Source organism: Treponema sp. OMZ 799 (genome assembly GCF_024181365.1).
Classification (GTDB): domain Bacteria; phylum Spirochaetota; class Spirochaetia; order Treponematales; family Treponemataceae; genus Treponema_B.
On record NZ_CP051301.1, the window covers coordinates 1,362,855 to 1,376,544 of the forward strand.

Below are 13,690 nucleotides of genomic sequence, written 5' to 3' on the forward strand. Positions count from 1 at the left end.
TAATTTATAGGTTTTCCAATATCTTGTTTAAACTATCCTTTGCATCGCCTAAAAGCATCATGGTGTTGGGATTAGGCTCATACAAGGGGTTGGGAACTCCCGCATAGCCGGGCTGGAGGTCGAAGTTGCAGATTATGAGCTTTTTAGCTTTTTCTGCAGCCAAGACAGGCATTCCGTAAATAGGAGTACCTTCCGCCGTGTTTGCGGCAGGGTTTACTACGTCGCTTGCACCGATTATGATAGCCAAATCCGTCTTGTCAAAATCGGGATTTATGGTTTCCATTTCGTAGAGCTTGTCGTAGGGGATGTCTACTTCGCAAAGGAGCACGTTCATGTGGCCGGGCATCCTTCCTGCAACGGGATGAATGGCAAAGCGCACATTTTTTCCCATTGATTCGAGCTTATCTGCCAGCTGTTTTACCAAGCCTTGGGCCTGTGAAAGAGCCATACCGTAGCCGGGGATAACTATTATTTCCTTTGCTTCGCTGAACCATGTCCCGATTTGAGCTTCGGCCGGTTGGCTGCCGCTCGATGCCTCACCCTTATTACCATCTCCGGCACTGACTGATGCTCCGCTTGCACCGGTGCTTGCACTCTTAGTTCTAAGAGAGTCGAGCATGGTGTTTATGCTTTCCTTTGCATCGCCTAAAAGCATCATGGTGTTGGGATTAGGCTCATACAAGGGATTGGGAACTCCCGCATAGCCGGGCTGGAGGTCGAAGTTGCAGATTATGAGCTTTTTAGCCTTTTCTGCAGCCAAGACAGGCATTCCGTAAATAGGAGTACCTTCCGCCGTATTTGCGGCAGGGTTTACTACGTCGCTTGCTCCGATTATGATAGCCAAATCCGTCTTGTCAAAATCGGGATTTATGGTTTCCATTTCGTAGAGCTTGTCGTAGGGGATGTCAACCTCGCAAAGGAGTACGTTCATGTGACCGGGCATTCTTCCTGCAACGGGATGAATGGCGAACCGCACGTTTTTCCCCATTGATTCGAGCTTATCTGCCAGCTGTTTTACCAAGCCTTGGGCTTGAGAAAGAGCCATACCGTAGCCGGGAATAAAGATTATTTCCTTAGCATCGCTAAACCATGAGGGAAGCTGAGACTTATCGGCATGCCCTGTTGCCGTAAGCTCGTTTTGAGCCGGTTTTGTTTCTGCCGATTGCGTATTTTGCTTCTCTGCTGCTTCTTTAGCTGAAAGTTCTGAAGGCTGAGCCGGCTTTGCCGATTTGGCGGGGGAAGCTGCTTTGCTGAAAAGAATTGAAGCGAGGCTTCTATTCATTGCCCTGCACATAATCTGGGTAAGCAAGAGGCCTGAAGCTCCGACTATGCCTCCAACAGAAACCAAAAGAATGTCTCCTATTGCCATACCTGCAATTGAGGCGGCAACACCCGATGTGGAATTCAAAAGAGAAATCGTAATCGGCATGTCCGCTCCGCCTACGCGTATTGCAAAGAAAATACCGAAAAGAAGGCTTATAAAAAGCCCTGCAATCGAAATACTCATCATAAGTTCCGGCTTAATAGGAAGAAGAACAATGAATGCAATCATTCCTAAAAAACTGATTGTGGTCAAAGCCTGGTGTGCCGGTAAAACCGTAGGCTTTTGAGGAAGAAGCTTATGAAGCTTTCCTGCTGCAATTAAGCTGCCCGAAAAGGTCAGGGCTCCTACTGCTAAGGCTATTCCGCCTGTAACAATAGCAAAGATGCCGGTTTTGCCGTTAGCAGCAGCCAGAGTGAGGAGGGCTGCAACAGCCGAAGCTGCTCCTCCCAAGCCGTTGAGCAGGGCAACTGTTTGGGGCATGGTAATCATTTCTACCTTTATTGTGAGGTAAATACCTGTTGCCGCTCCTATTGCGAGTCCTGCCCACATCATTCCTGCAGAAAAAATCTGATATTTATACAGAGTTACGCATACGGCTGCAAGCATACAAAGGGCGCTTAAGCGGTTTCCCTTAACTGCCGATTTTACCTTACTCATCATGTTAATTCCTAAAAGAACCCCGATGCTGAGTACTCCGCAAATAATATAATAAACCGTATCCGTCATTTTGTATCCTCTTTGGACTCGTTGCCTGTTTTAAACATTTTAAGCATTCTGTCCGTAAGACCGAAGCCTGCAACTACGTTTATTGTAGCGCAAATGATCCCTACACAGCCGAAAACCTTGCTTCCTGTTGTAATTGCTGCTGCTGTCGCGGTCATAGTTGCCAAAATGGTAATGCCGGACAAGGCATTCATACCCGACATGAGCGGGGTATGTAAAAGGCTTGGTACGTTCTTGATCAGTTTGTAGCCTATAAGGGTTGTTACAACAAAGACAAGAACCAGTATCAATTCCAGACTCATATACCCATGGCCTCCCTGGCGCCCTTATGAACGATTTCGCCGTCAATAGTGGTAAGAATACCCTTGACGATATCGTCGTTTCGGTCAAGCTCGATTTTTCCGTCCTTGATAAGATAGCGGGTGAGGTTGCAGATGTTTTGGGCAAACATCCATGTAGAGCTTGAAGGAAGAAGTCCCGGTATATTTTTAATACCTACAAGGTGTACATTATGTTTTTTAAGAACTTCGCCCGGAGGTGTCAACTCGCAGTTTCCGCCTTGGTCGATCGAAATATCAACGATTACAGAGCCCGGTTTCATGGTTTTTACCATTTCTTCTGTAACAATAACAGGTGCTAATTTTCCCGGAACAAGGGCTGAAAGGAAGATTATGTCCATGTCCTTAATGTGGGAGCTGAGCATCTTTCTTTCGTTTTCTAATGTTTCTTTTTTAAGATGAAGGGCATAACCGCCTTCACCGATTGCTTCTTCTTCGGGAACACCTAAGTCGATTATCTTGGCTCCCAAAGACTGAGCCTGTTCACGGGCTGCAGGACGGATATCGGCTGCGTATGTTACGGCTCCGAGTCTTTTGGCAGTTGCGAGAGCCTGTAAGCCGCCTACGCCTGTTCCAACGATTAAAACGTTCATGGGTTTAATCATACCGACAGCACAGAAAATTTGAGGGATAAAGCGCGGCAAGAGGTTTGCAGCAATTAAAATTCCTTTGTAACCTGCACAGGTACTCATCGAAGTAAGAGCATCCATGTTTTGTGCTCTCGAAATTCGCGGAACACCGTCTAGGGTTAAAGAAATAACGCCTTGTTTTGCCATATTTTTAACCATCTCGTGGTTAACCGGAGCTGCAGGGTGAATGAAAGTGATAAGATACTGTCCTTTGTGCATCATATCGATTTCGTGACAGCCCATTGCATCATTATAAAGGGGTTCTTTTACCTTTAAAATTATTTCCGAATCGGAAAAAAGTTTTTTTACATCCGAAACAATTTCCGCTCCGGCCTTTTCGTATTCCGGATCATGGAAATAGGCGCCTTCACCGGCCCCTTTTTCTACCAAAACCTTGTGCCCATCTTTAACCAGAAGCTCGCATGTTTCCGGGGTAGCGGCAACACGGTCTTCTCCATGCATGATTTCCTTAGGAATACCAATAATCATAAAATCCTCCTATAGAGCGCAGTTTTTATATATACTGAACTCTTAATTTAATGTCGATTATACCATAGTAATGCCTTACCGTCAAGTTTTTTTGTGCAGCAGAATTCCTAATACTTTCGATGTTCAAATTATTATTTAATAAGCTCTTATATATTTTTATTTATTATGATAGAATCAAATTGACAACAAATGTAAGAAATTTGTTTATAAATCTTAAGGAGAAATTAAAATGATTAAAAAGGTAAGTCTTTTTGTTTTGATGCTGTGTTTTTTATTTTTTTCTGCTTGTACAAAAGAGAATGGAAAGAGTGAGTTCAAAAAGTACAAAACTATGGCAGAGGCCTTGAATAAGCAGTGCCCTACAAAGATAGGGGATGATATTCAGCTTGATTCAGTAGAATATATTGAAAGCACTCATACTCTTCAATATGTTTACTCGTTTATAGGGATGGCTAAGGAAGATAATAGTGCCGAGACTTGGAGTTTGATTGAGGCTGCAACAAAGGAAGCTCTGAGTACCCAATTTAAAGGTCAAACCAATGTTGAGCAGTTTAGAAAGGACAAACTGAATATGAATTTTGTTTATAGGGACAAGAATCAGGAAAGTCTTTTTACGGTAATTTTAAAACCCGGAGAGTATTAAAATTTATTAGAATTTTATAAAAACCTTATAAAAAGTACTTGACAAAAGTTACGGAATGGGCTATATTCGCTCTCACCGTCGGTTACGGCGGTGAGCTTAGAAAACTGTAGAAAATACTAGAAAAGTTTTGAAGGTCTTACTCTTTGAATGAAGGTAAGGCTCTTTATTTTTGCAAGGTAAGAAACTTGCAGAAAGGTTAAAAAAAGTTAAAAAAACTTTTAAAAAGCTCTTGACAAAAAGTGAGAAAATAATGTATACTCCTTTTTGCTCGCTAAACAACTTTCACAAGTTGCCGGCGAATGATATTTGAAACTAAGAGGGAAGGGAAAGAACAAAAATAGCCAAAGCGTAAAGCTTTTGGTAAGGAAAGTATCAAAAATAACCGGTAAAGGCTAGCTGATTAGCTTTTACCAAATTCCTTAACATGTTAAGGACAAACTTACGTTAAGAAATCAACCGCTCTTTAAGGGCGGATTGAAATAATAATGATGGAGAGTTTGATCCTGGCTCAGAACGAACGCTGGCGGCGCGTCTTAAGCATGCAAGTCGAACGGTAAGGGAGAGCTTGCTCTCCCCTAGAGTGGCGGACTGGTGAGTAACGCGTGGGTGACCTGCCCTGAAGATGGGGATAGCTAGTAGAAATATTAGATAATACCGAATGTGCTCATTTACATAAAGGTAAATGAGGAAAGGAGCTACGGCTCCGCTTCAGGATGGGCCCGCGTCCCATTAGCTAGTTGGTGAGGTAAAGGCCCACCAAGGCAACGATGGGTATCCGGCCTGAGAGGGTGAACGGACACATTGGGACTGAGATACGGCCCAAACTCCTACGGGAGGCAGCAGCTAAGAATCTTCCGCAATGGACGAAAGTCTGACGGAGCGACGCCGTGTGAATGAAGAAGGCCGAAAGGTTGTAAAATTCTTTTGCAGATGAAGAATAAACACAGGAGGGAATGCCTGTGAGATGACGGTAGTCATGCGAATAAGCCCCGGCTAATTACGTGCCAGCAGCCGCGGTAACACGTAAGGGGCGAGCGTTGTTCGGAATTATTGGGCGTAAAGGGTATGTAGGCGGTTAGGTAAGCCCGGTGTGAAATCTACGAGCTCAACTCGTAAACTGCATTGGGTACTGCTTGACTTGAATCACGGAGGGGAAACCGGAATTCCAAGTGTAGGGGTGGAATCTGTAGATATTTGGAAGAACACCGGTGGCGAAGGCGGGTTTCTGGCCGATGATTGACGCTGATATACGAAGGTGCGGGGAGCAAACAGGATTAGATACCCTGGTAGTCCGCACAGTAAACGATGTACACTAGGTGTCGGGGCAAGAGCTTCGGTGCCGGCGCAAACGCATTAAGTGTACCGCCTGGGAAGTATGCCCGCAAGGGTGAAACTCAAAGGAATTGACGGGGGCCCACACAAGCGGTGGAGCATGTGGTTTAATTCGATGATACGCGAGAAACCTTACCTGGGTTTGACATCAAGAGCAATGACATAGAGATATGGCAGCGTAGCAATACGGCTCTTGACAGGTGCTGCATGGCTGTCGTCAGCTCGTGCCGTGAGGTGTTGGGTTAAGTCCCGCAACGAGCGCAACCCCTACTGCCAGTTACTAACAGGTAAAGCTGAGGACTCTGGCGGAACTGCCGATGACAAATCGGAGGAAGGTGGGGATGACGTCAAGTCATCATGGCCCTTACGTCCAGGGCTACACACGTGCTACAATGGTTGCTACAAATCGAAGCGACACCGCGAGGTCAAGCAAAACGCAAAAAAGCAATCGTAGTCCGGATTGAAGTCTGAAACTCGACTTCATGAAGTTGGAATCGCTAGTAATCGCACATCAGCACGGTGCGGTGAATACGTTCCTGGGCCTTGTACACACCGCCCGTCACACCATCCGAGTCGAGGGTACCCGAAGTCGCTAGTCTAACCCGTAAGGGAGGACGGTGCCGAAGGTACGTTTGGTAAGGAGGGTGAAGTCGTAACAAGGTAGCCGTACCGGAAGGTGCGGCTGGATCACCTCCTTTCTATGAGAAAGGGTATTTGAAGGTTGTTTTTAACCTTCTATTCAAGTCTTGAAGTACACAAGACAATTTGATACTTCCTTTTCGTTCTTTCCCCAAACTCTTTTTTATAGGGCCTGTAGCTCAGTCGGTTAGAGCACTTCTCTGATAAGGAAGGGGTCATTAGTTCAACTCTAATCAGGCCCATACCGATTGAAAAAATCGGCTCAATAGCTTAGTTTTTATGAACTTAGGCGAACAGATATTTGACATAACTAGGGAAGGGAACGAAGGCGTTTAAAAGTTTTAAGACTTTTAGGCGTAAAAGAAAAATAAAAAAATACAAAACTTCTTTTTGAAAAGAGTAAGAAAGAAGGGACAATAATATGGTCAAGCGAATATAGGTTTATGGCGAATGCCTATGGAGCTAAGAGGCGAAGAAGGCCGTGGTAAGCTGCGAAAAGTTCCGTGTAGGAGCACACATCCTGTGATACGGAAATAGCCGAATGGGGTAACCCGTCAGTAGTGATACTGACATTACACTCTTGAATAAAATAGAGAGGTAAAGCGATACTGAGTGAACTGAACCATCTAAGTAACTCAAGGAAAAGAAATCAAGTAAGAGATTCCGAAAGTAGCGGCGAGCGAAATTGGAGGAGCCTAAACCCTTTTGAGGGAGTTGTAGGGCTGCATCGGCGTAGGACCGACAAGTTACAAATTCGATTTATAGCAGAAAGGTTTTGGGAAAGCCTGGCGAAGAGGGTGAAACCCCCGTAAGCGAAATAAATCGGACTTGTTGATGCAGTACCTGAGTACGGCGGGGCACGAGAAACCCTGTCGGAAACCGGGTCGACCACGATCCAAGGCTAAATACTACTTAGCTACCGATAGTGAACAAGTACCGTGAGGGAAAGGTGAAAAGAACCCCAGTAAGGGGAGTGAAATAGAACCTGAAACCGTAAACCAACAAGATGTTACAGCCCTTTAAGGGTGGTAGCGTGCCTTTTGTAGAATGAGCCTGCGAGTTACGATATGCAGCGAGGTTAAGGAATAGAAGTTCCGGAGCCTAAGGGAAACCGAGTCTTAATAGGGCGAATAGTTGCATGTCGTAGACCCGAAGCCGGAGTGATCTAGTCATGAGCAGGTTGAAGCAGCGGTAAAACGCTGTGGAGGACCGAACTATAATCTGTTAAAAAAGGTATGGATGACTTGTGACTAGGAGTGAAAGGCTAATCAAACCCGGAAATAGCTGGTTCTCCCCGAAATGCCTTTAGGGACAGCCTCATACAAAATTATCGGAGGTAAAGCACTAGTTGGACTAGGGGGCGTCAAAGCCTACCAAACCCAGTTAAACTCTGAATGCCGATAATCAACGTATGGGAGTGAGACTGCGTGCGCTAAGGTTCGTAGTCAAAAGGGAAACAGCCCAGACCGTCAGCTAAGGTCCCCAAATACTGCTTGAGTGTGAAATGAAGTGTGGATACAAAGACAGCCAGGAGGTTGGCTTAGAAGCAGCAATTCCTTTAAAGAGTGCGTAACAGCTCACTGGTCGAGTGTCCATGCGCAGATAATGTAACGGGGCTAAGCAGTATACCGAAGCTACGGGTCTTACGCGATTAATGCGTAAGGCGGTAGGGGAGCATTCCATTAACTGAAGAAGGAATACCCGCGAGGGATTCTGGAGGAGATGGAAGAGAGAATGCAGGTATAAGTAACGAAAAGGGAGGTGAGATCCCTCCCCGCCGAAAATCTAAGGTTTCCTGGGTAAAGGTAATCTCCCCAGGGTAAGTCGGCCCCTAAGGCGAGGACGAAGGTCGTAGTCGATGGGAAATCGGTTCATATTCCGATACCTTTTATAATTTCGATGGCAGGACGCATGAGGTGAAACCCGGCCGGCTAACGGATGCCGGTCAAAGTAAGCGAGCCGTTAAAAAGGATGATAGGCAAATCCGTCGTCCAAGGTAAGCTGCGACAGCGAGGGACACTACGGTGGAACGAAGCGGGCGTAATCAAGGTGCCGGGAAATACTGTCTAAGGCTAGGTTATAAAAGACCGTACCGTAAACCGACACAGGTAGATGGGATGAGAAATCTAAGGCGCTCGAGAGAACTCGCGTTAAGGAATTCGGCAAAATGCACACGTAACTTCGGAAAAAGTGTGACCTCCTTTTTATAAAAAGTGGAGGTGGCAGAAAGCAGGCCCAGGCGACTGTTTATCAAAAACACAGCCATCTGCGAACCAGCAATGGGACGTATAGGTGGTGACACCTGCCCGGTGCCGGAAGGTTAAGAGGAGAGGTTAGCAGCAATGTGAAGCTTTGAATTGAAGCCCCGGTAAACGGCGGCCGTAACTATAACGGTCCTAAGGTAGCGAAATTCCTTGTCGGGTAAGTTCCGACCCGCACGAATGGTGTAACGATTCTGGGCACTGTCTCAACGCGAGACTCGGTGAAATTTATATACCGGTAAAGAAGCCGGTTACCCATAGTTAGACGGAAAGACCCCGTGAACCTTCACCGCAACTTATTATTGGGACTTGGTTTATCATGTGTAGAATAGGTGGGAGGCTATGAAGCTTGACCGTTAGGTTGGGTGGAGCCGAAATGTGAAATACCACCCTTGATAAATCAGGTTTCTAACCGCTGTCCGTGAAACCGGAAGCGGGACAGTGATAGGCAGGCGGTTTGACTGGGGCGGTCGCCTCCTAAAGAGTAACGGAGGTGCGCGAAGGTCTCCTCACGCCGGTTGGAAATCGGCGCAGCGAGTGTAAAGGCACAAGGAGGCTTAACTGCGAGAGTGACAGCTCGAGCAGATACGAAAGTAGGTCTTAATGATCTGGCGGTAGCGAGTGGAAGCGCCGTCACTTAACGGATAAAAGGTACTCCGGGGATAACAGGCTGATATTCCCCAAGAGTTCACATCGACGGGAATGTTTGGCACCTCGATGTCGGCTCATCGCATCCTGGGGCTGAAGCAGGTCCCAAGGGTTTGGCTGTTCGCCAATTAAAGCGGTACGTGAGCTGGGTTCAGAACGTCGCGAGACAGTTCGGTCCCTATCTGCTATGGGCGTTGGATACGTGAGAGGAGCTGTTTTTAGTACGAGAGGACCGAAATGGACGAACCTCTGGTGTACCGGTTATCCTGCCAAGGGTAATTGCCGGGTAGCTAAGTTCGGAAGGGATAACCGCTGAAGGCATCTAAGTGGGAAGCCCGCCTCAAGACTACGTATCCCTGAGGGTTTAACCCTCCTAAAGACTCCTTGCACACTACAAGGTTGATAGGTTGGAGGTCTAAGCACAGTAATGTGTTAAGCCGACCAATACTAATAAGTCGTGAGGCTTGACCATATTATTGTTTCTTTTTTCAAACTTTAAAAAACTTCTTTTTCTTCGTTCTCTTTCTTAGTACGCTTAAAATAATTAAAGTTTTAAGTCCTTATTTTGTTTATTATTGCCAGGTGGCCATAGTGGAGAGGTAATACCCGTTCCCATCCCGAACACGGAAGTCAAGCTCTCTTACGCCGATGATACTGCTGATCAAGTGGGAAAGTAGGATGCTGCCTGGCTTTTTTTTGTTCCTTTCTTTTTAATTCATTCTGTTGAAACACTATGATAATGACCCCTTGTAAGCACCGTAAAAATGTCCCCATAATAAAATGTGGAGATAACGGTGATGGATGAAAAATTAAGTATGGGCATAAAAGAAAGAACAAGGGGAAAAATACTGGTAATGGTAGTCGAAGGTCAAATAACCTTAAAACAAGCCGCTTTAAAAATGCAGGTATGCTATCGCCAAGCAAAGCGTATTTACAAAAGGTATATGGAACAAGGCGATAAAGGTCTTTTGCATAGAGGCTTAGGAAAACCTTCAAAAAAAAGACTTGATGAAAATATTAAGAAAAAATGCTTGGAACTGTATGCTGAAAAATATCCGGATTTTGGTCCTACTCTGGCAGCAGAAAAACTTGAAGAACTTGACGGGATAAAAATAAACCATGAAACTCTTAGACGATTACTAATCAAAGAAGGTCTTTGGAGTAGAAAGAGGCGGAGAAACATTCATCGGCAAAGGAGAGAAAGAAGATCATGTTTTGGGCAGCTGCTGCAATTTGACGGAAGTCATCACAGATGGTTTGAAAAAAGAGGGCCTAAATGCTGCTTAATGAACATAGTAGACGATGCAACAGGTACAACAGAATCATTTTTGACGGAGCAGGAGACAACGGAAGCTGCTATGAGGCTTTTATGGGGATGGATAGACCGTCATGGAATACCTCAAGCGGTATGTTGCGATAAAAAGAATGCTTATGTTATTACTCGGGAGCCAACCATATCTGAAATAATAAGAGGGATAACTCCTAAAACTCCTTTTCAAAAAGCATGTGAAAAGCTTGGAATACAGATAATAGTGGCAAATTCGGCTCAATCTAAAGGACGGGTAGAAAGAAATCATGGAGTTTATCAAGACAGATTTATAAAAGAATTACGTCTTGCAAAAATAAACACTATTGAAAAAGCGAATGAATTTTTACAAAAAGAGTATTTACCCAAAATAAATAAAAAGTTCGCCATTGAACCTTTAGATTCACAAGATGGACATGCTCCTTGTCCAAGTAGAGAACAGCTTGCCGATATTTTCTGTTATGAAGAACACAGAGTTGTAAGTAATGATTTTGTTATTCGATATGAAAACAGGCTTTTTCAAATAACAAAATCGAACCGAAATATACCGAGGCCTAAGACAAACATATTGGTAAGAGAGCTTTTGGATGGAACGATAAAATTAATATGGAACAACAAAGAGCTTGATTTCTTAGAAATAACTAAAGAATATATGAAGGAGGTAAAATTATCCTCATCGGCATAACAAAAGGGGACATTTTTATTGTGCTAAAATAGGGGACATTTCTATGGTGTATTGACATCTTTTTAATTCATTCTTGCATTATTTTAAAAAAAATGATAGTATCTAGCTCTTTAAGACGGAGTTAGGTTATGGTATTAGTTGTTCTTATTGCAATTGCCCTTATATTATATATTATTATATTTCCTATCAAAAATGCTTTTCAAATAAAAGAGCAAAAAGAAGAGATTATTCGTTTAAAAAGTAAGATTTCGGATTTGGAATTTAAATTTCGTTCCTTCGATAATGTTTCTCCTGAGACTGAGGAGCAGAATCCTATCAATGAAGAGATTAAAGCTGTAAATACTGAGCCGGAATCCGGAGCATGGATTAAGGCCGCTGAAGCCTCACAAGAGGAAGAAGATGCAACTTATTCTTTTATAAAAGAATCCTGCGAAGGTTCGGCAAAAGCAGAAATTAAAGAAAAACATTCTGCCATTTCTCTGTATATCAAAAAATTTTTTTCTATCGAATCCATTATCAGTAAGCTGGGAATTATCCTGCTTTTGATCGGGGTGGGCTTTATCTTTAAATTAAGCTATGACAAGGGATATATAACCCAAGAAGTTGCTTTGATTATAGGCGGTTTGATCGGCGTGGCTCTTTGCTTTTTCGGGTTTAGAAGCTCGGCAAAATCCCGCCTTCTTTTAAGTCAGGTTCTATTCGGGGGCGGTATAGCCGTTTTTTATATTACGGCCTACGCAGCCTATTTAAGGTACGGCCTTTTAGGCGATTTTTCTGCCTTTATATTTTTGAGTTTGATTACAGCCCTTTCTTACACTCTTTCGATTATGACGGCTTCTTCATCGATATCTATAATCGGCTTGCTCGGTGCTCTCATAATACCCTTTGCCGTAGATTTGGGCTTTTTGGGCTTGACAGGCTTCGGGCTCTATGTACTTGCCGTTTCTGTGCTTTCATCGACTGTTTACTTTTTTAAACGATGGAGACTCTTACAGTTTACCTCCTTAATTTCATTTTTAGGAATTTTAACCCGTCTTTTACTTATCACGCCTTTAAATGTAGAGGATGTGGTTTTGTTTTTCGGCCTTATTCTTTTGTTGATGGCCGTGCACACCATTCCCGATCTTTATTTTTATTTAAAGGATGATGAAAAGAAAAAAGATAAAATTTTGTCGCCCGCTCTTGCGGTTTTAAATTTGGGCTTTTCCTTATTTTTAACCTATAAACTTTCGGTTTATAAATTTGCACCTCAAAGTACTGCCTACCTTATTTTTTCTTTTTTCTATATAGTTTTAGCTTATCTTGCCTTCAGAAAAAAAAGAATGGATAACTTGGGACTTATTTACCTTGCAGGAGTCCTGATTTCTCTTTATGTAACGGTGGTAGATAGATTTACCTATGATGTTCAGCCGGTTCTTATACTCAGCATAGCTTTTTTAGGATTTTGGCTTTTCCGCAAGCGCGAAGAAACTAAGGTGTTTGTCTTGCTGCATATTCTTTTTGGAACGGCTTATATGATGGCTATAGCCTCTCTTTTAAAAGACGGTGGTCGTCTGAGCGCTTTAAGATTTTTACTTGAAGGAAGTTTTTATCTTGTTCCGATGGCGCTATCTATCTTTGTTCAAAAAGAAAAATTTAAAAGGGCTTATCAGGGTTTTGTTTTTCAAGCTTATGCCCTTATATTTTTGATTGCGGTCTTGTATAAGTTTGATATCAAAAGTACGGAATTTTTTGTTCAAGGTCTTATTCTTGCGCTAGTAGCTCTTTATAACCTTATGCATCATAAACTAAAAAAAGGGTGGTACTATGAAAGGGCAATAGATGCTGAAGTTTTTATTTTGTTTATTTTTTCCCTTGCTTACACTTTAAATTACTTTTTTGGATTAAACCGCTCTTATTTATTTCTTTTTTTTGGAATTGAAGCAGCTATGAGTTTTGCCCTCTATGCTCTTTCTTTAATAAAAGAAAAAACCGAAAATGCCCGATTTTTTTACAGGCTTTGCTTTTTTGTTTTTATGGTTAAGATTATGCTGGCCGATTTTTCGATTGCTGCAGAAGAATTTAGATACGGAATTTTACTTTCGGGGCTTTTTATTTTGGCTTTGGATAAATTTTATAAAAATAAAATAAGTAAGGATAAGATAACTTTAAACATAGGCAGGATATTTTTGATTGTCATTGCGTTTTTTTATTACGGATTTTTTTACAGCCGTATGCCTCACCAAGATACAGTCCTCATCAAAATTTGGAATGTAGATATTCTTTCGGTTGTGATAAATATTTTAAATGCACTTATTTTAATTGCGTTCTTTAAGATGTTAAAGCTGCCTCAAATTCTTTATTTTGCAGTTCTCAGTCTTATCTTTGTTTTTTTGAGCGTTGTGGATATTTACCTTCCCATAAACAACGGCGGAGTCTTAACCCTTCTTTGGGCCTTTTATTCGATAGTTTCTTTTATTTATTATTTGCGGAAGGGAAGGGCCAAGATGGTTTATATTTCGCTTGGGCTGATAATTTTTGTTGCCGGAAAGCTGATTGTTGTCGACCTAAGCACCTTAAACATTTTGTCAAAGGTTATCACTTCCTTGGTTTTCGGCGTCGCCCTTCTTTTATTGAGCTATGCAATTCAGCCCATGTTAAAAAAGTTTGGAAAACCGGATGAAAATTAGAGAG

Annotated in this window: 6 protein-coding genes, 1 tRNA gene and 3 rRNA genes; 7 read left to right on the top strand and 3 right to left on the bottom strand. The window is 43.0% G+C overall.

Annotation, left to right across the window (positions count from 1 at the left end):
• Window positions 1–4: 4 nt before the first annotated feature.
• From E4O04_RS06145 to E4O04_RS06155, 3 genes are read right to left on the bottom strand one after another with little or no spacing between them, the layout of a single operon-like run.
• Window positions 5–2,050, bottom strand: coding sequence for an NAD(P)(+) transhydrogenase (Re/Si-specific) subunit beta (locus E4O04_RS06145; protein WP_253710592.1), 2,046 nt, complete (start codon window positions 2,048–2,050; stop codon window positions 5–7).
• On the bottom strand, window positions 2,047–2,349 hold the full coding sequence (locus E4O04_RS06150; RefSeq protein ID WP_253710594.1) for an NAD(P) transhydrogenase subunit alpha part 2: 303 nt from the start codon (window positions 2,347–2,349) through the stop codon (window positions 2,047–2,049). Before E4O04_RS06150 ends, E4O04_RS06145 begins: the two co-directional genes overlap by 4 nt.
• On the bottom strand, window positions 2,346–3,503 hold the full coding sequence (locus tag E4O04_RS06155; protein WP_253684841.1) for an NAD(P) transhydrogenase subunit alpha: 1,158 nt from the start codon (window positions 3,501–3,503) through the stop codon (window positions 2,346–2,348). The genes E4O04_RS06150 and E4O04_RS06155 overlap by 4 nt, the downstream gene beginning before the upstream one ends.
• 229 nt (window positions 3,504–3,732) lie before the next feature.
• Here E4O04_RS06155 and E4O04_RS06160 point away from each other — a divergent pair, with 229 nt between their 5' ends.
• The 7 genes from E4O04_RS06160 (at window position 3,733) to E4O04_RS06190 (ending at window position 13,686) form a co-directional block, all read left to right on the top strand.
• Window positions 3,733–4,146 (top strand): hypothetical protein, encoded by a 414-nt coding sequence (locus E4O04_RS06160; protein ID WP_253684840.1) that lies wholly within the window; start codon window positions 3,733–3,735, stop codon window positions 4,144–4,146.
• 485 nt (window positions 4,147–4,631) lie between these two features.
• A 16S ribosomal RNA gene (locus E4O04_RS06165) occupies window positions 4,632–6,176 on the top strand.
• A gap of 109 nt (window positions 6,177–6,285) precedes the next feature.
• A tRNA-Ile gene (locus E4O04_RS06170) sits at window positions 6,286–6,359 on the top strand.
• Window positions 6,360–6,540: 181 nt separating this feature from the next.
• Window positions 6,541–9,498, top strand: a 23S ribosomal RNA gene (locus tag E4O04_RS06175).
• 106 nt (window positions 9,499–9,604) lie between these two features.
• Window positions 9,605–9,716, top strand: a 5S ribosomal RNA gene (rrf, locus tag E4O04_RS06180).
• The 16S, 23S and 5S rRNA genes sit together here with 1 tRNA gene alongside, the layout of an rRNA operon.
• Window positions 9,717–9,823: 107 nt before the next feature.
• Entirely contained in the window at window positions 9,824–11,017 is a 1,194-nt protein-coding gene (locus tag E4O04_RS06185) for an ISNCY family transposase (RefSeq protein ID WP_253710817.1), read from the top strand.
• A 128-nt stretch (window positions 11,018–11,145) separates the two neighbouring features.
• Window positions 11,146–13,686, top strand: coding sequence for a DUF2339 domain-containing protein (locus E4O04_RS06190; RefSeq protein ID WP_253710595.1), 2,541 nt, complete (start codon window positions 11,146–11,148; stop codon window positions 13,684–13,686).
• Window positions 13,687–13,690: the final 4 nt, after the last annotated feature.